This is a genomic window from Acuticoccus kandeliae (assembly GCF_003073115.1).
This window is the reverse complement of sequence record NZ_QBBV01000001.1, coordinates 2,067,148-2,085,454: the sequence shown is the minus strand read 5'-3', so window position 1 is coordinate 2,085,454 and position 18,307 is coordinate 2,067,148. Positions and strand designations below refer to the sequence as shown.

The following is an 18,307-nucleotide window of genomic DNA, read 5'->3' as shown; positions in this document are numbered from 1 at the left end:
CTTGCGCGACGGGCCGCCTCCCACCGTGTCACCTTGCGACCGGAAGCATGCGCTCAACAACACGGCCGCAATACTAGAGCCCGTTATTGTCCGGCCGCGTTGCGAGCCAGTCCGGAAACTTGAGATCCCAGCGGATCGCGGCTGAGCGAATTCCGAAGATGAGAGCGACACTGACGACACCGACGGTCCCCGCGTTCCCGGGAAAGAGAGGCATCAGGGCGGCATAGACGACGCAGCCCAGCGTGATGGGGACGGCGTAGATATCCCGGCGCATGAGAAGCGTGGTGTTGCCGGCCAGCACGTCACGGATCAGCCCCCCGCCGATGGCCGTGGTCACGCCAAGAAGGATCGGCGCCAGCGGCAGTCCGAAATCGAGGTCCATGACCTTCCGTGCGGCCTGAATTGCGAACATCGCGGCCCCGAAGCCATCGAGATAGAGCATGCTGCGGTAGATCTGCCCGCGGGTCATGGATTTGTGCGCCAGGAACGCGAGCATGCTCGCACCGAGGGCGACCCAGAGATAGTTGAGGTCGACGGCCCAGAAGACCGGCACGTCCAGGATGAGGTCCCGGATCGTCCCGCCGCCGATGGCGGTGATGATCCCGAGGACAACAGCCCCGAACAGGTCGACCCGCTTCGGCGCGACGGCCGCGACCCCCGTCGCCGCGAAGGCAACCGTCCCCGCCATTCCGAGCAAATATTGCAGCGCGACGAAGTCCATGGCGGAGGCTCTCCTGGGTCGGCCTATTGACCGTAGGAAGTCGGCGGCGGGCAACCACTGATATCCTTGACCCTTCCCCTCAATGAGGGGCCGTCATGTCGGCGGCGGTCACACCCTGGAGGAGCGCCAGCACCTCATCCGTTGAGCTGAGACCTTTTCTCCTCCGGCTTAGGGGAGAATCCGAGGGTTGATTCATTGCCTCAGGCGCCCTGGGTTCCAGTGGGCTCGTTGCGGCGAACACGGCCGGGGATTGATGGCCGAGGTGTCAGCTCAGACGCCGAGCACGCGCAGATTCTGCGGGCCGCCGCGGTACTTCGGAAATTGGAGAACCAGTCCGAATGCGCTGATGGCGCAGGAGGAGACGCTTGGATCCAGCATTCTCCATTCAATTCTGCAGTGCCGCGTACCCAATGCCGAGAACGGGGCCGGTCGGTCGACCGGTCGGTGAGCCGCCGGCGGGTTCCAACGTGATTTCGTAGAGTTGCCGCTCGACCGGGGTCGGCAGATCGAGACCTTGCAGGAATGTCGGCCTGATCTCCGACATGACGCCGAGAGATGTCGGCCCTCGCTCTTGCGACGGCAGCGTCCACGCCTGAAGCGCACGGCCGGGCGGAATCTCGACATCGGCAACGAACCGGACCCGCGCCCGGTCCTGCCCGAAATCCTCGATCACCGCCGTCGGCACGCCCTCTGCGTCCAACAGGACCGCAATGACGACAGGCTCCGGGGTCGGCTGGAACCAGCCGGCCGCGATGCCGACCACCACACCCACCGCCAGCCCGACCGTCGCGGCGACCAACCGCCCGGCCGGCAGCCACCTCCACTTCGCCGGGGCGGCGGACCTTGCGATCGGGGCTGAGACCGTCGATCCCGGCGCCGCTCTGCGCTCGACCGAGCCATGGCGCGCCAACCGCTCATCGAGCGCCGCCACAAAGCCCTCAGGCGGGCGTCGCGCATCTGCGGTGAGGTCAAGGGGCAAAAGTTGATCCCTGAGGAAGCCGACGCGCGCGGCAAGCGCCGGGTCGCGCGCCATCACCTCCTCGAGCAGGCCCGCCTCCGTCTCGGACAGCAGCCCGAGGACGTACTCGTCGGCAAGGTTCGCGAGGTCGTCCGAGTGGATGCTCATTGCAGACACTCCCTCAAAGCGACAAGCCCACGTCGGATCCACGATTTGGCCGTTCCGAGGGGGACCGACTGACGCGCGGCGATCTCACTGTGAGAATACCCACCGACATAGGCGTGCAGGATCGCCGCCCGCATCTGGTCGTCCAGCCCTTCCAGGCACGTCTTGAGCCGCGACGGCTCCACCATCTGGGTCCAGTCCGCATCATCGACGGTGTCTTGGCGCGCATCCTGGAGCGCCGCGAGATCGTCCGGCGGGAGCAGCTGAAGCCTGTGCCCGTCCCGCAGAATGGAAAGGCAGCGATTGCGCAGGATCGCATAGATCCAGCCACGGGCAGAGCCGCTTTCGCGTCGAAACTGCGCCGACTTCTGCCAAATGCTCACCAATGCGTCCTGAAGGGCTTCTTCCGCGAGGTCGTGACGCTTCAGGATTCGGTCGGCGAGCCCCAACATCTGCGGCCCTTCGATCGACAGCACGACGTCGAGGCCGCTCCGCTCGCCGGCCGCGCATGCCGCCAGCGCGTCGGCCAATCGCTCCGCCCGATCGCGGTCACCGCCCAAGCCCGTGTCCATTTCGATCAGCTCTCGCGCCATGGCCAAGCGCGTCATTGGTGCGGCCGCGTCGACCCTAGCTTGGATGCTGCGCGAAGGGGAACCCGATCGTCAAAAGCAAAAAAACTTTGGCGGGCTGCATCCGATCGGGCGGCCGGCGAGTCATCGGGGGTCAGGACGGCGGCTTTCCCGCCAATCCTGAAGTCATCAGATCAAGGAACTGAACATGTTTCGCATTGCAGCCGTCTCAGCATCCAGCCTCGCCCTCTCTCTTTCCGCTGCCATGGCCGCGCCGGCAGTGGGCCTTGTGGGAGACAAGACGCTGGTCATGTTCGACACCGAGACACGCGCTGTCTCCGGTCAGATCGAGGTCTCGGGCGTCGATAGCCTCGTCGGCATCGACCTGCGTCCGGCGAACAACACCCTCGTCGGGGTGACGCGCGACAACACCATCGTGACGATCGACACGTCCACCGGCGAAGCGACGCCGTTGTCGACGATGGACACCCCGCTCCCCATCGCGGACATGCCGGTGATCGTCGACTTCAATCCGATGGCCGATCGACTGCGCTACATGACCGGAACGACCAATCATCGCGTGAATGTCGACACCGGCGCGGTCACGGTCGACGGCAGCCTCGCCTTCGAGGGCAACGACATGCACGCAGGCGAAGAGCCCGCGATCGTCGCCGCGGCCTACATCAACAGCTTCGGCAAGCCGGATTCCACGGCGATGTACGACATCGATTCCACGATCGTCGCGCTGATCCGACAGACGTCCCCCAATGACGGCACGCTGGCCGCGATCGGCAAGCTCGGCATCGACAATCCGGCCGACGCCTATGCCTTCGACGTCCAGACCACCGAGGATATGACGAACACGGCCTGGCTGGTGAACGGCAACACGCTCTACTCGATCGACCTTGAGACCGGCGCCGCCACAAGCGTTGGCATGATCGAGGGTGTCGACGGTGAGGTCCGCGACATCACGATCTTGCCCGCGATGTAACGCGCTCGCGCGAGAGCCCGGGGAGCGGCCGGCGCCGCTCCCCGGGCCGGGCCGGCTCAAAGTTCTTCGGTCGGGCGTGGCGCATCGATCCTTTGGCTTCGCGCCGACGCGTCTCCTAACTGAGCACTGCGAAGGTCTGCAAAGCGCGTGGTGGCAGTGCCAATGTCCGCGGGATTTCGGACCGCCCGCACGGCGTTTTGACCGCAGCGCCCGCCCCCGCCGTTACCTCCTGCGGAGATCCCGCGCGAGCGCGACAAACGCCTTCAGCGCGGCGGACGCGTGGCGTCGGCCAGGATAGTAGAGGCAAAGATCGGACAGGGACGGCGTCCAGTCTTCGAGCACGCGGATCAGGCGGCCTTCCTCGATGTCCGCACGCACGTTGGCCTCCATGAGGTAGCCGAGTCCGACGCCCTCCATAACGGCGATGCGCGCGAGCGATGGCTCGTCTAGCGTAATCGGTCCGGCGACCTCGACTTGCGCCGTCTCACCACCCTTCTCGAAGTGCCAGCGATAGAGGGCGCCATTCGGCAGACGGACGCGGATGCAGGGGTGGGCGACGAGGTCGGCAGGATTCGCGGGCCGATCGTGCGTCTCGAAATAGAGGGGCGAGCCCACCACGGCGGACCGTTGCGGCCGCCCGAGCGGCACCGCGATCATGTCGCTCGGCACGAGGTTGCCCGCGCGCACGCCGAGGTCGAACCCCTCGGCGACGATGTCGACCAGCCGGCCCTCCGTCACCAGATCGACGTGCACCTCGGGATAGCGCCGGAGGAACGCCAGCACGAGCGGCGAGAGGATCTCGCGCGCTGCGGTGGCGAAGGTGTTGATGCGCAGCGTTCCGGACGGCGTCTCTTGCTGCGAGCGCGCCGCATCCATTGCGCCATGGATGTCGGCGAGCGGCCCGGCGATCCCGTCGACAAAGGTTTGGCCCGCGCCGGTCAGCGAGACGCTGCGGGTGGTCCGGTTGAAGAGGCGCACGCCGAGGTCCGCCTCGAGCTTGGCGACCATGTTGCTGAGCGCGGTCGTCGAGATGCCGAGGTCGAGCGCCGCGGCCCGGAACGAGCCCCGTCGCGCAATCGCGACGACCGCGTCGAAATCGTTCAGGCCAGGTCGATACATTGTCCCGTATTCAAGGATGACACATCCTAATCAATCCCGCTTATAGGGACGATTGTCCACCCCTAGTTCTAGCTCGTGAACACCAAGGGAAGGACAAGCCATGAACCTGCCAGCACCGATCCGCGCCTATTTCGACGCCGACGGGAAGCCCGACGGGACCCCGCCGATCAGCGCTTTCGCGCAGGATGCGGTCGTCGAGGATGAGAACCACACCTACCGTGGCCGTGAGGCGATCGACGCCTGGTGGCGCAAAGCCAAGGCAGAGAACCAGCACGTCGCCGAGCCGATCACGATCGACGACAAGGGTGAGGTCACCGAGGTGCGCGCGAAGGTCTCCGGGATTTTCCCAGGGAGCCCGGCCGAACTGACATTCGCGTTCCGGCTGAGCGACCGAGAGGACGCCATCGTCGGCCTGCGGATCACCGCATGAGCGACTTCCTCGCGCTGAAGGGGCGCCGCGCGCTGGTCACGTCCGGAACGCGCGGCGCAGGGGCGGCGACCGTCGCCCTCCTCCGTGATATGGGGGTCAACGTTCTGACGTCCGCACGCTCGCGGCCGCCGGACCTGCCCGAGGCGATGTTCGTCGCAGCCGACCTCACCACGGCCGAAGGCTGCGCCACGCTCGCGCGCGAGGCGAAGGCGCGGCTGGGCGGCATCGACATCCTCGTCCACATGCTGGGCGGCTCGTCCGCTCCGGCCGGAGGGTTTGCCGCGCTCGACGACGACGTCTGGGCCGGGGAGATCGACCTCAACCTGATGGCCGCGGTCAGGCTCGACCGGGCGCTTCTCCCCATGATGGTGGCAGAAGGGCGTGGCGTGGTGATCCACGTCAGCTCGATCCAGCGCCAGCTCCCGCTGCCCGAATCCACCACCGCCTACGCGGCCGCAAAGGCGGCATTGTCGACCTACAGCAAGAGCCTGTCGAAGGAGGTCTCGCCGAAGGGCGTGCGCGTGGTGCGCGTCGCGCCCGGCTGGATCGAGACAGAGAGCGCGGTTGATCTCGCCACCCGGATTGCGCACGAGGCCGGAACCGACATCGAGGGCGGCAAGCGCATCATCATGGCCTCGCTCGGCGGCATCCCGATCGGCCGCCCGTCAAAGCCGGAGGAGATTGCGAACCTGATCGCCTTTCTCGCCTCCGACCGGGCGGCAACGATCACCGGCACCGAGGTGGTGATCGATGGCGGTACGGTGCCGACCGCATGAGGGCCGGGGCGCCGCACGGGAATGGTCGAGAACTCCTCGGGCACGACGAGCGCGGCGATCGGCACCCCAAAGGTCATCAAGGCCCACCAGAGTTCGGAGTTCATCGGGAGCACTCCCCGCCGTGCCCCGACGTGACGGTAGAGTTTTCCGGCTCTCATCGGCCCGCCGGGCTGGGCTCGGGTGCCAATTTCATGAGCGCGGCCGGAACCTTGTTCCCGATCGCGCCGTGGGGCCGTTCCTCGTCTTATTCTCTACGCCAAGCCGCCAACTCTTCGGCCGCGTCGGCAAGGGTCGGGAACCAGTGAACATTCAGGTACTCCGCCCTGAGCCTCAATGCCGAATGACTCACATCCCCGCGCCATCCGTCTCGACCGGGGCTGCCGGCCGCTTACCGCCAAGGAAGGCCTTGCCCCGCTCGCGGAGCCACTGGAAGACGACATATAGAGCGGGAATTGCGAAGATCCCGACGAGCGTCGCCACCAGCATGCCGCCGAAGACCGAGGTGCCGACGGTCCGGCGCGTGATCGCCGCCGCCCCGCTCGCGAACACCAGGGGCAGAATGCCGGCAACGAAGGACAGACCCGTCATCATCACGGCGCGATACCGGGTGCGGCCCGCATCGATCGCCGCTTCGACGATATCGACGCCCGCTTCACGCCGTGCCTTGGCGAACTCGACGATGAGGATGGCGTTCTTCGCCACCAGCGCGATGAGCACGACAAGTCCGATCTGCCCGTAAATGTCGAAGGCGAGGCCCGCGATCAGGAGCGCGCCGAGCGCACCGGCAACGCCGAAGGCAACGGAGAGCAACACCGGAATGGGGATCGTCCAGCTCTCGTAGAGCCCGACCAGGAACAGGTAGGCGAAGAAGATCGAGAAGGCGAGGATCATCGCCGTCTGCCCCGCCGCCTCGATCTCCTGCAGTGCCGTGCCGGTCCACTCGAAATCGTAACCGCTCGGGAGTGTCGCCCGAGAGACCTCCGCCATCGCTTGAAGTGCCGTTCCCGAAGCGACGCCAGCGGCTGGCTCTCCGATCAGCGTCACCGAGCGGTAATTGTTGTAACGCACCACCGATTGCGGCCCCAGCACCATCTCCGGGGTCATGAAGGCTGAAAGCGGCACCATCTCGCCGGTCGCATTCCGCACATGGAGCTTCGACAGGTCCGTGACGGACGCGCGGTCGGCCTGGGCGGCCTGCATGTTGACCTGCCATGACCGGCCGAAGAGGTTGAAGTCGTTGATGTAGGTGGAGCCGAATGTGCCCTGGAGCGTTGCGAAGACGTCATCCACCCTGACGCCGAGCGTCTGAAGCCTTTCACGGTCGATATCGAGATAGAGCTGAGGCGTCGAGGCCGAGTACGTCGTGAAGGCCTGGCCGATGCGCTCGTCCTGATTGGCGGAGATCATGAGACCGCCGGCCACGGCGGCAAGGTCAGCCGGGGGACGCCCTTCAAGGTCGAGGAGCTGATATTCGAAGCCCGACCCCGAACCGAGACCGATGATCGGCGGGAGATTGTACGCGAAGACGGCGGCCTCGCGCACGGCAAGGCCGCGTCGGGCGGTGTCCGCGATGATTGCGTAGACGCTTTTCACCGCCTCGCTCCGGTCCGCGAACGGCTCCAGCGTGACCGAAATGAACGCGGTGTTGGGCACGACGAGGCCGTCGAGGAGACTGTAGCCGGCGGCGCTCACCGTGTCGGCCACTCCATCGATGCCGCCAATCTGCGCGGCGAATGCGCGACGGACCTCGTTGGTCCGGTTCACCGAAGCGCCTTCCGGCAGGCGCAGCTCGACGACGAACGCGCCCTGATCCTCCACTGGAAGAAAGCCGGTCGGCACGACCTGAAAGAGCCAGCCGCTCGCACCGATCGCCACCAGCAGCAGGAGGACACCCACGACCGCCCGACGCGCGATCCAGGCTGCAATGCGCACATAGCCGTCTCGGGTCCAGTCGATCCCATGCGAGATATGGCCGAGGAGCCCCCGCTGCGGCCCCGTCCGAGCCTTCAGCAACATGCCGCAGAGCGCCGGGCTCAAGGTCAGCGCGTTCACGGTGGACAGGACAACAGCGGTCGAAACCGCCACCGCGAACTGCTGGAACAAGACCCCGGAGAGGCCGGGGATGAACGCGATGGGGACGAAGACCGCCAGGAGTACGAGCGTGGTGGAGATGACGGCTCCGGTGATCTCCCCCATCGCCTTGCGCACGGCTTCGCGCCGAGGAAGGTCGGGATTTTCCGCCATCACTCGTTCGCAATTCTCGGTCACGACGATCGCGTCGTCCACGACCGTTCCGATCGCCAAGACGAGCGCCAACAGGTTGATCGTATTGAGGGTAAAGCCTAGCGCGAGCAGGACGGCGAACGTGCCAATGAGCGCCACCGGCACTGCGGCAGCCGGCACGAACGTTGCCCGCACGCTTCCGAGAAACAGGAACACGACGAGGATGACGAGCGCGAAGGCCTGAACAAGCGTGACCTTCAGCTCGGCAATGCTCGCCTCGATGAACGTCGTCAGGTCGTAGGTGAGGTCGTAGGTCAGTCCGCCGGGAAAGTTGAGCGAGAGCCGCTCCAGCGTGTCGACGACGCCCCGTTTCACGGCGAGCGCGTTGCCGCCTGGCGCCTGCGAGATCGCGATGAGCACCGTCGGCCTGTCGTTGAAGGCGCTGATGGCGTCGTAGTTGCGCGCTCCGAGCTCGACCGTCGCCACGTCCTTGACGCGCAGTTGTGAGCCGTCGGGCTCGGCGCGCAAGACGACATTGCCGAACGCCTCGGGGTCCGCGAGGCGGCCCTGCGTGGTCATGTTGAGTTGGAGCACCGGATCGTCGACGAGCGGCTGTGCGCCGACACGGCCGATCGCGGCCTGGATGTTCTGCGACCGCAGCGCTGCCGCGACGTCGCTCGGCGTGAGGCCGAGGCTCGTGAGGCGGTCGACATCGAGCACGATGCGCATGGAATAGTCGCGCGCACCGATCACGGTCACATCGCCGATGCCCGGCACCCGCTTCAACGGATCGACGAGGTTGATGGTGGCATAGTTCGACAGGAGCAGCTCGTCGAGTTTGCCCTCATTGTCCGAGATCGACAGGAGAAGGAGCGCGGCGTTGGACGCCTTGCGCACGGTCACACCTGTGGCGCGGACTTCCGCGGGGAGCTGGGCCTCGGCGGCTGCGATGCGGTTCTGAACGTTGACGGTCGCGATGTCGGGATCGGTGCCGACGGCGAAGCTCACGGTCAGCGCGTAGCTCCCGTCCGCGCCGCTGGTGGACTTCATGTAGATCATGTCCTCGACGCCGATCACCTGTTGCTCGATCGGCTGGGCAACCGTTTGCTCCACCACCTCCGCGCCAGCGCCGGGGTAGAACGCGCTCACCTTCACCTGCGGGGGGACGACCTCCGGGAATTGGGCAACGGGAAGACGCCCGAGCGCGACGATGCCCGCCACGGTGATCACGATCGAGATGACGATCGCGAGGCGCGGGCGGTCGATGAAAACCGAGGAAATCATGTCCGATCAGCCCTCCGATGCGAGGGCGGCGTCGACCTTGATCCCGGGCCGGATCTTGTTGATCCCGTCCGTCACGACGAGTTCGCCGTTCCCGAGCCCGTCACGGATCACCGAGAGGCCGCCGGTCGTACTGGAGACGTCGACACGCCTCAGTTCGACGATTCCGTTCTCGTCAACGACCATGACGAAGGTGCCGATCTGGTCGCGCTGCACGGCGCGCTGCGGCACAGCCAGCACTCGGTCCGCCTGCTCCGCCTCGAGCCGGACGCCCACGAGCGCACCGTCAAGGAGCCGCCCATCCGGATTGGCGAAGACCGCGCGTACGGTGACGGTGTCGGTGCCTGGCGAGACCGCGGCATCGATGAAATTGATCGTGCCCTTGGACGGGTAAACGGTGCCATCGGGCAGCTCGATCTGAACGCTCGCCTCTTCGCTTGCCTCGCCTCGGTCGACCGCGGCCCTGTAGCGGAGCAGCTCGGCCGTCGCGACAGGGAATTGCACCGTCATGGGGTCAAGCCGCGTGAGCGTCGTCAACGTCCCGGTCCCCGGCTCCACGAATGCCCCGACATCGACGGCCGAGAGGCCTGTCACACCGGCGAACGGGGCCTTGATCTCCGTGTAGGACAAATCCAGAATTGCTTTGTCGAGCTGTGCCTGAAGCCGTGTCAGTTCGCCCTCGGCCTGACCGAGACGCGCCTCCGCTTGGTCGAGAATGGCTTGGGCCACCGTCCCTCGCTCGACGAGCCGGCGCTGACGATCGACCTCGATCTCGGCCAGGGATTTCAACGCCTCGGCGGACGTGATCTGACCTCGGATCTCTTCCACCGTCGCCCGGTAGCTTTGATCTTCGATCTGATAGAGGAGAGCGTGCGCCTCGACATGCTCTCCTTCCTCGAAAGCCAGCTTTTCGAGGAACCCGGTCACGCGCGATCTTATGGTCACCTTCTGGATCGCGCGAAGGCGCCCGGTGAAGGCGGCCTGCGGCCTGAGTTCGCGAATCTCTGCCGGCGCGACCACGACCGCCGGAAGTGGTGCGTCTTGCCCGGCGGCCGGCAGCGGCTGCAAGTTTACGAATGACACGAGGATGATCACGGCGGGCCAATTCGAAACGGACGAGGTAAGCATGGGCGCTCCTTCCAGGTCTCCTGGCCAGACATGCTGCGGCTTTATCAACGTGGCGCACAGGCCCGTCTCGCAGCCAACGCTTATGAACCGTTCTAGTATTCGCGCGCTTCCCCGCACGACCGCCGGATGCAGCTGACGTGCGGAACTGGACCGTCCGATGGCTCACACCTCGTCAAAGGATGCGCCACTTCGACCGGAACTTCGACGTTGCAGGATTTCGGCGACACATCCGGTCGCACGGCTCGATCATCAGCCCGAGACGCAGCCGAACTCCCCCGCACGCAACGCCCGATTTCGCAAAACCCTCCCCTCCCCCACTTAAGTCAACGGATATATCCGCCTGACAATTCGCTATACTATACAATAAAATATTTTGGTTTGTAAGTAATAATTACATAGATTTGAAATTTAAATCTATTAAAACTGACCCCACCGGTCTCATGATGCGTTGGACGCCGCTTCTCGTCATCGCCCATTCTGCCATCGGCTCACCTTCAGCTTGCGCAGGTGGCTCAGGTTGCGTCCGGTCTTTCGGTTGAACGAGGAGCCGGATCGACTGGCAGGGCCATCACCGGCACCGTCCGGTCCAGGGCATCGATCTCGTCGACCAGGCGTGCCTCTTCACCCGAGCCAGGTGGCGCATAGTTGAGGTTCTTCGCGAGACCCGTAAGCCGCGTGAAGTATGCGCGCGCCGCCGCCTTGTCCTGAAATGCGTAACTGCGTGTGGTGGCCGTGAAGACGCGACCGAACTGCACCTTCTGGCGCTCGAGCGCCACGGAGGAGTCCACCGCGTCGAACGCGTCCTGCTGCAGGAAGACCATGTCCACGTAGAGGGCCAACTGGTGCGTGACGAAATCTTCGATCGTCACGCCGTCCTCCCCGGTCACCTGCATCATCTCGGCGATCTCTTCGCCGCGCACAAGGAGAGCCTCCATCAGCCGGACCCTCCCCGCCCACTCGGCACCCATCCGTTCCGCGAACCATGGCGTGAGCTGCTCCCTGTAGCGGGACCACGACAGCAGCGGATCAACCGCCGGGTAGAAGCGTTTGTAGGCTCGGGTCGCCGACAGTCCGAGGAAGCATTTGACGGCCGACAAGGTCGACTGCGTCACCGGCTCCTCGAAATTTCCACCCGCAGGCGAAACGGTACCGATCATGGTCAGCGCGCCGACCGCTCCGTCGTTCGTCCGCAGGACGCCGGCGCGCTCGTAGACACCCTTGATGGAACTGTCGAGATAGGCCGGAAAACCCTCTTCGCCCGGGATCTCCTCCAGGCGCCCGGACGTCTCACGCATGGCCTGCGCCCAACGAGAGGTCGAGTCGGCGATCAGGAGCGCTCGAAGCCCCATCTGCCGATAATATTCGCCGATGGTAAGGCCGGTGTAGATCGACGCCTCGCGCGAGGCGACCGGCATCGAGGACGTGTTGCAGACGATCACCGTGCGGTCCATCAGCGAGCCGCCCGTGCGCGGGTCGCGAAGCTTCGGAAATTCCGTGATCGTCTCCACGACTTCGCCAGCCCGTTCGCCGCACGCCACCACGATGACCACATCGACGTCGGCGTGCCGGGAAATCAGGTTCTGCAAAACGGTTTTGCCCGCCCCGAAAGGACCGGGAATACAGGCCGTGCCGCCCTGCGCTATCGGGAAGAACGTATCGATGAGCCGCTGATTGGTGGTCATCGGCGCATCCGGATAGAGCCGCTCCGACGCGCGTCGCTCCAGCATCCGCCTCGGCAACGGGATCCGGACCGGCCATTCCTGAACCATACTGATGGTGCGTTCGACGCCGGCCGCATCACGCAATCGCGCGACCGGCTCATCGACCGCCACGTTGCCTTCGCGCAGCCAGACCACCTCGACCGTCTCGTCGATATCGAATGGCACCATGATCTTGTGCCGGAGGACGCCCTCCGGAACGGTGCCGAGGGGATCGCCTCCCGCCACGCGATCGCCGATGCGGCGCGAGGGGGAGAAGGCCCACTTTGCCGTCCTGTCCAAGCCAGGCAGTTCGACACCCCTCGCGAGGAAGGTGCCGTGCGCGACGGCCAGTGCCTCCAACGGATTTTGCAAGCCGTCAAAGACTTGGCCGAGGAGGCCCGGTCCGAGCGATACCGAGAGCAGCCGGCCGGTCTGTTCCACCGCGTCCCCGAGCCCGATCCCGGCAGTATTCTCGTAGACCTGCGCATCGGCCTCGTCGCCACTGATCCGCAGCACTTCGGCCTTGAGCCGCTGATCGGGAAAGCGCGCAGGCCGCACGTAGACAACCTCGTTCTTGACCATGGACTGCGTGTCCGGGTCCGTGAGCTTGATGCGCACGATGTCTTCCTGGACCGCGGAAATCCGAGCCGTGGGCCCGTTGCCGGACTTATCGATCATGTCAGGATCTCCGTGAGGGACTCGGGAGCGCGTGCCAGCGCGTCGTCCACCAGCGCGGCGAAACGTGCGGCCGCCGCCTGCGCGTCATACCGGGTCCAACGGTCGAGGAGGTTCCAACGCACGAGATAGAGCGCGACGGCCTCGTAGTCGAAGTCGTGGCCGGCCGCGAGCCAGGCTGCTTGCCGCCAAGCCGCTTCCAGGATGATGCGCTCCAAGGCGGCCGAATCCCCCTTCTCAAGGCGATCCTTCGCCTGCAGAATCCAGGGGAAGGCCGCCGTCACGCCGAACCCCGGCTGGCCCCAATTCTCCCGGATGCGATTGACGTAGCGGCCATACCCCCACACCGCATCCCGGCCGGGCGCGTCCTCGCCCGCATTGCGGCTTCGCAACGCTGCGACGGTCGTCCGCAACTCCATCCTTCCGCGCACGAGCTGGATCAGCGTTTCGCTTGAAAGCCGCGACACCAGCCTTCGGGCCCGCAGGACCATCGCGGCATCCGTTTCGGCGAGTCCGATCCTGGACCAGACCATGAGACCGGTCAGTTCGTCCACCTCCTCGCGATGCTCTGGCGCCAGCATGGACAACCGGGCTCGCAGCCGGTCCCGATTGATCGGGGCATGCTTTGCCGCGAGCATGGGACCGAGCGCCGGGAGGCTCGCCATCAGGGTGACGTACTGGTGCGACACCTGTTCACCTCACCACCCCTTCGAGCAGCGCACGGAAGCGTGGCTGAAGGTGACGCAGAATGACACTCGCCACGGCGCTGTCGGACAGATCGACCACGAGGCCCTCGTCCTTCAGCACGAGGCGGATGCCTTCCGCGTCATCGGCGGCGCGCTCGAAGGTGACCCCGCGCCTCAGCATCTCGGCGGCCGTTGCCGCAACGAAGTGGGTGATCGAGCCCTCCTTCAACTCCTCCGGATTGCGCCGCAGCTCGTCGAGCCCAACGGCGGATCGCGGGAGGACGACCTCCATCGCAGCGGCGTCGTCGGTGTTCGCCTCCTCACGGGCCCGACCGGCCACGGCGAGGATCATGCGCTTCAGCATTTCCTCATCGCGCGCAAGGTTCGAGACCGTCGCCTGAACCTCCGCGGCAAAGCGGCGACTGAGGCCGTCTTTCAGCTCGAGGACGGCGTCGCGCATGGCACCGCGCAGCGCCTCCTTGCCGGCCTGAAGGGTTCGCTCCGCCTCCTTGCGAGCGTCTTCGCGAAGGTCACGCGCATCGGCTTCGGCCGTTTCGAGGATGGCCTTCGCCCTGGTCTCGGCCTCGGCGACGAGCCGGGCCGCTTCGGCCTCCCCCTCCTCGACGCCTTCCCGGCGGAGCTTCGAGATCAATTCCTCGATGCCGGCGGAGGTAGGGACGGTGGATGTTTCAGCCATTGCGATCCCCTCAGCTCGGCAACGACCCGGCGAGCACCAGCGCGAAGACGAACGCAAACACCGCGAACCCTTCCACGATGGCCGCCGGAGCGAGTGACAGGCCGAAGATCTCCGGCTTGTCCTTGGAGGCCGCGATGGCTGACGCGCATGCGCGTCCTTGCCAAATCGCGCTCATCATGAGGGCGATTCCGGCCAGAAAGCCTATCGCGAAGAGGCCGCCGCCATTCGCCGCCGTCACCTCCTGGTTCAAAGAGAACATGATGACGATGCCGAAGATGATCTGCGACGACGGCATCGCGGAGATGCCGATGAAGCGCCCATAGCCGCCATCCGTCTCCAACATGGCGCCGATGGCGGCTTGTCCGGCAATGGCGCAGCCGATGATGCTTCCGATCGCCGCCAGCGCCATCGATCCGAAAATACCGACCCAGCCGAGCGCGATCACGAGCTCGCTCATGATGTCCTTTCCTTTCGTGCGAAGGCCTTGAACGGGTAGCCCTCGTCGGAAAGCCCCCATCCGAAGAACTCGATGAAGTTGAGGCGAAGCCCATGGACGACGCCGCTCAAGATCCCGAGCGCGAGGTTGGCGGCGTGGCCGAAGATCAGAACGAGGATCGCGAGAAGGACACCAACGCCGGTGACGCCGGCAAGATCGCGCGCCAGGCCATTGAACGTCGCGGCGAGTGACGCGCTGGCGAGGCCAAGCGCAAAGAGGCGCATGTAGCTCAGAACGTCGCCGAAGAGCTTGCTAAGCCTCGTCAGCGAGAGGCCGCCATCGGCCAGACGAAAAAGCCAGTCGGTGGGTTTCGTGATTGGCCGCACCAGGGCATTCGAGACGAACACCACGGCGAGGCCGGCGACAATGGCGAGGACGCCAACGGTCGTCGGCCCCAACCACACGACGAGCCCACCCACCGCGACAACGATCCAGCCCACTCGGCCCATCGCGTCCGGGGTTCCCCAACGACGCCACGCAACCTCGGCATTGGCGATACAGATGTGCAGGACGCCGATCATCACGGACGCGCGCATCATCACCTCGAAGTCGCTCAGGTCGATGAACGCGATACGCGATAGGAGGCTGCCCTCAGGCAGAGCCATCCCGAAATAACTCCCGGCCGCCACGCCGTACGCGAACGCCGTACCGAGCACGGCCAACAGCATCAGCCGAAGGCGGCGGCCACTTGCCCCGCGGCCGATCCGGCCTCGAAAAAACCAGACGAGGCCTGCGAGTACGGCCGCATACCCGGCGTCGGCGAGGATCATCGAGAAAAAGATCGCGAACGACACGAAGACGATCAGGCTCGGATCCCACGACCGGTAAGCCGGGGTCTGATAGAAGCGCGTCAGCGCCCCGATGTCCTGGAAGTGACCCGGATTCTTCAGCAAGGTCGGTGGATCATCGTCGGGTCCGGGCGCCGCGACATGCACGGCGAGTCCCCGCTGGTGCGCCAGTGCGGCGATGTCGTCGACCGCATCAGTGGGCGCCCACCCCTGCAGCGCGAAGAATCTCGGTTCATCGTACGTGCCTTGCGCGGCCAACCGCCTCGCGTCCTCGTCTTCCGCCTCGGCGAGCCGCAAGCCGAGCGCCAGGCGGTTTCGCGTCAGCTCGGCCAATTCGGCTTCCGCCTGTTCGATCTCGATCTCCGTCGTTTCCAGCTCTCGGTGCAGGGCCGACAGGGCGCGTGATCCGGTGTGAATACGGGGGGTGGGAAGGAGATCCGGCGCGGGCTCGTCCGGCGAGATCACGGCCAGGCGGAGCTCTGTCGGCCCACGGCCGACGATCGCCCAGGGCAACTCAAGCTTTTCGAGCGCGCGACGCTGCTTGATCGGCAAGACATAGAACCAGAGCTTGCGGCCACGCAGGGCCGCCTCCGGAGGAAGCTCGAAGTCACCAAAGGGCTTCAAGTCCGCAATTCGGCGGGTGAGAGCGTCGCGACGATCGCGCCCCTTTCTCAGCCGCTCCTTGTTGGCAAGGGTCGCTTCGATGACGCAATCGAGATCGATGTCCCGGCCGACGGGCCACGGCCGCTGCCACCGCGGCGCGCTGTCGAGATGGCGCCACGCGGCGGCTGCCCTCCTCCGCGTGGCCGCGTCCGGCGCATCGAGCGGTCCCGCTTCGCGAAGTGGTACGAGGTGCAGGCACCCGAGATCCTGAAGCGCGGCGAGCACCTCGCCCTTCGCCCGGGACAGGCCGCAGACGGTGACGCGATTCATGGGCTCTATCGTCATGCGCCAGTTGCCTCGCGCTTTCGCTTGCCGATCTTGGAGTTCACCACCGCCGAGCGTTCCATGTCGCCGAGCGCGATCCCGAGGCGTCGGATATTCGTCTCCGCCCGAGGAATCAGGACCTTCTCGAACAGGTTGACCCGTTGCGTCACCTTGGTGATGGCCCCATCGAGAAGGACGATTTCGCGCGCGGCGACTTGCATCTCGACACGGATGCGCAACACCTCCTTCAGCCGCGTGGCGACGAGGTCGACCCAATGAGGGCGCGTCAGCCGCCCGTAGGGCGCGATGTCGACCTCGATATTCTCAACCACCGGCACGCGCTGCCCGACGACATTGCGCTCACCCAACCGCACCGACTTGAGCGTCGCGAGACCATTGAGGTCGATGCGCGTATCGGCGAGCATCGGAATCTCGGCGCCGATGCCGTCCACGCGTAAAGCCTCCTCCTCGCGCAGCGTCACGATCCGCACCTCGGTCCGCTTGCGCTCGGCCATCAGTTGGCGTCGCTTGAGATCGAGGGATGGGAGGTATCTTCGGTACATGTCGAGCGCGGCCCTCTCGCGGGCAAGCTGCGCCTTGCTGAGTGTCAGCCGGGCCACCGTTCAGGCCGCCCGCGACGTGTCGGGGAAGTACTTCTCCACCAGTCCTTGCTTCATCAGAAGCTGCTCGGGCTCGAAGCACTCGGCCATGGTTTGCCAGCCGAGATCCAGCGCCTTCTCCAACGGCAGCGACACCTCGATGTTCATGAACCGGTCGCGAAAGAGATCCCCGAACTTGAGAAGCTGATGGTCGTACTCGGACAGGTCGAATGCCATCGCCTGTTTCTGCTGTGCGTCACGGGCTTCCGAATACAAGCGGATCATCGTGTTCATGACGGCCGAGTGATCCTCGCGCGTCATCTTTCCGATTACGTGCTGCTTCAGTCGCGAGAGCGAACCGAAGGGATCGATCGCGCCATCATGCAAGTAAAACTGGCCTTCGGTGATGTAGCCGGTGTTGTCCGGCACCGGGTGAGTCACGTCATTCCCCGGCATTGTCGTCACGGTCAGGATCGTGACCGACCCCGCACCATCGAAGTCCGCAGCCTTCTCGTATCGGCGCGCCATCTGGCTGTAGAGGTCGCCCAGATAGCCGCGATTCGACGGCACCCGATCCATCGAAATGCCCACCTCCTTGAGCGCGTCGGCATAGGCGGTCATGTCCGTCAGCAGAACCAGAACCCGCTTCTTCCCCTCGACAGCGAAACGTTCCGCGACGGCGAGCGCCATATCGGGCACCAGGAGCCGCTCGACCATCGGATCGGACGCCTGGTTGACAAACATCACCGTGCGGGAAAACACGCCGGCATCCTCGAACGTGCGCCTGAAGCGCCAGTAGTCGTCGAAGAGCATGCCCAGTCCGCCGAACACGACGATGTCGGCATCGGCCTGGATGCCGATGCGGGCCAGCAGTTGATTGAACGGCTCGCCCGAGACCGAGAAAATCGGGATCTTCTGGCTCTCCACCAGCGAGTTGAACACATCGATCATCGGCACGTCGGTGCGGATGATCTTCGACGCCAATCGCCGACGCGCCGGATTTGCCGACGGCCCGCCGATGTCGATCCTTGGATCCATCTCAAGGGTGGGGCCGCCGTCAATCGGTGAGCCGGTTCCGCCAAAGACGCGGCCGAGGACATTGTCGGAGAAGGTCACCTGCGGCGGATGGCCGAGGAAGCGGACGGCGGCCCGTGTCGAGACACCTTTCGAGCCGGAGAAAATCTGCAGCGAGGCCTCGTCACCGTCCAGTTTGACAACCTGGGCGAGGCGCACCCGGCCGTCTACGTCGCGCACCTCGGCAAGGTCACCGAAGGCCGGACTGTCCGCCCCCGAACGCGCCGCATTCGGAAGTCGGATACGGATGATGTCTCCGACAATCGACAGGACAAGCGTGTGACTGATCAGCGTGTCTGACATG

Annotated in this window: 16 protein-coding genes and 1 pseudogene; 3 read left to right on the top strand and 14 right to left on the bottom strand. The window is 65.4% G+C overall.

All coding sequences use genetic code 11. The features are described 5' to 3' along the window. Window positions 1–73 precede the first annotated feature (73 nt). From DBV35_RS09480 to DBV35_RS09470, 3 genes are all read right to left on the bottom strand, one after another. Window positions 74–721 (bottom strand): trimeric intracellular cation channel family protein, encoded by a 648-nt coding sequence (locus DBV35_RS09480; protein ID WP_108659908.1) that lies wholly within the window; start codon window positions 719–721, stop codon window positions 74–76. A 385-nt stretch (window positions 722–1,106) separates the two neighbouring features. Next, window positions 1,107–1,847 (bottom strand): anti-sigma factor, encoded by a 741-nt coding sequence (locus DBV35_RS09475; protein ID WP_205648529.1) that lies wholly within the window; start codon window positions 1,845–1,847, stop codon window positions 1,107–1,109. Further along, a complete protein-coding gene (locus DBV35_RS09470; RefSeq protein WP_245943889.1) occupies window positions 1,844–2,452 on the bottom strand; it encodes a sigma-70 family RNA polymerase sigma factor in 609 nt (202 codons plus the stop codon). Before DBV35_RS09470 ends, DBV35_RS09475 begins: the two co-directional genes overlap by 4 nt. Before the next feature lie 163 nt (window positions 2,453–2,615). On the opposite strand from DBV35_RS09470, the gene DBV35_RS09465 reads away from it, so the two are divergent. Next, entirely contained in the window at window positions 2,616–3,404 is a 789-nt protein-coding gene (locus DBV35_RS09465; protein ID WP_108659907.1) for a DUF4394 domain-containing protein, read from the top strand. 222 nt (window positions 3,405–3,626) lie between these two features. On the opposite strand, the gene DBV35_RS09460 is transcribed toward DBV35_RS09465, so the two are convergent. Next, window positions 3,627–4,523 carry a LysR family transcriptional regulator gene (locus tag DBV35_RS09460; RefSeq protein ID WP_108659906.1) on the bottom strand — a complete coding sequence of 299 codons (897 nt, stop codon included), beginning with the start codon at window positions 4,521–4,523 and terminating at the stop codon, window positions 3,627–3,629. A gap of 100 nt (window positions 4,524–4,623) precedes the next feature. Here DBV35_RS09460 and DBV35_RS09455 point away from each other — a divergent pair, with 100 nt between their 5' ends. Further along, window positions 4,624–4,953 carry a nuclear transport factor 2 family protein gene (locus DBV35_RS09455; RefSeq protein WP_108659905.1) on the top strand — a complete coding sequence of 110 codons (330 nt, stop codon included), beginning with the start codon at window positions 4,624–4,626 and terminating at the stop codon, window positions 4,951–4,953. Continuing rightward, window positions 4,950–5,729 (top strand): SDR family oxidoreductase, encoded by a 780-nt coding sequence (locus DBV35_RS09450; RefSeq protein WP_108659904.1) that lies wholly within the window; start codon window positions 4,950–4,952, stop codon window positions 5,727–5,729. Before DBV35_RS09455 ends, DBV35_RS09450 begins: the two co-directional genes overlap by 4 nt. Before the next feature lie 154 nt (window positions 5,730–5,883). Here DBV35_RS09450 and DBV35_RS31455 read toward each other — a convergent pair. The 10 genes and pseudogenes from DBV35_RS31455 to DBV35_RS09405 all read right to left on the bottom strand — a co-directional run. Continuing rightward, window positions 5,884–6,060, bottom strand: a pseudogene (locus tag DBV35_RS31455) (integrase core domain-containing protein); the annotation flags it as partial. 14 nt (window positions 6,061–6,074) lie between these two features. Next, entirely contained in the window at window positions 6,075–9,236 is a 3,162-nt protein-coding gene (locus DBV35_RS09445; protein WP_108659903.1) for an efflux RND transporter permease subunit, read from the bottom strand. Between the two features lie 6 nt (window positions 9,237–9,242). After that, window positions 9,243–10,328 carry an efflux RND transporter periplasmic adaptor subunit gene (locus tag DBV35_RS09440; protein WP_205648527.1) on the bottom strand — a complete coding sequence of 362 codons (1,086 nt, stop codon included), beginning with the start codon at window positions 10,326–10,328 and terminating at the stop codon, window positions 9,243–9,245. 545 nt (window positions 10,329–10,873) lie between these two features. Then, window positions 10,874–12,739, bottom strand: a complete 1,866-nt coding sequence (locus DBV35_RS09435) for a V-type ATP synthase subunit A (RefSeq protein WP_108659901.1) — start codon at window positions 12,737–12,739, stop codon at window positions 10,874–10,876. Further along, window positions 12,736–13,425, bottom strand: a complete 690-nt coding sequence (locus DBV35_RS09430) for a hypothetical protein (RefSeq protein ID WP_108659900.1) — start codon at window positions 13,423–13,425, stop codon at window positions 12,736–12,738. The genes DBV35_RS09435 and DBV35_RS09430 overlap by 4 nt, the downstream gene beginning before the upstream one ends. A 4-nt stretch (window positions 13,426–13,429) precedes the next feature. After that, window positions 13,430–14,176 (bottom strand): hypothetical protein, encoded by a 747-nt coding sequence (locus tag DBV35_RS09425; RefSeq protein ID WP_205648526.1) that lies wholly within the window; start codon window positions 14,174–14,176, stop codon window positions 13,430–13,432. Continuing rightward, on the bottom strand, window positions 14,130–14,576 hold the full coding sequence (locus DBV35_RS09420) for an ATP synthase subunit C (RefSeq protein WP_108659898.1): 447 nt from the start codon (window positions 14,574–14,576) through the stop codon (window positions 14,130–14,132). Before DBV35_RS09420 ends, DBV35_RS09425 begins: the two co-directional genes overlap by 47 nt. Further along, window positions 14,573–16,336 carry a V-type ATP synthase subunit I gene (locus DBV35_RS09415; protein WP_108659897.1) on the bottom strand — a complete coding sequence of 588 codons (1,764 nt, stop codon included), beginning with the start codon at window positions 16,334–16,336 and terminating at the stop codon, window positions 14,573–14,575. Before DBV35_RS09415 ends, DBV35_RS09420 begins: the two co-directional genes overlap by 4 nt. 11 nt (window positions 16,337–16,347) lie before the next feature. Next, the gene (locus tag DBV35_RS09410) at window positions 16,348–16,950 is read right to left on the bottom strand and encodes a V-type ATP synthase subunit D (protein ID WP_108659896.1); all 603 of its coding nucleotides are present in this window, start codon (window positions 16,948–16,950) and stop codon (window positions 16,348–16,350) included. Window positions 16,951–16,953: 3 nt separating this feature from the next. Then, the gene (locus DBV35_RS09405) at window positions 16,954–18,306 is read right to left on the bottom strand and encodes a V-type ATP synthase subunit B (protein WP_108659895.1); all 1,353 of its coding nucleotides are present in this window, start codon (window positions 18,304–18,306) and stop codon (window positions 16,954–16,956) included. Window position 18,307 lies beyond the last annotated feature (1 nt).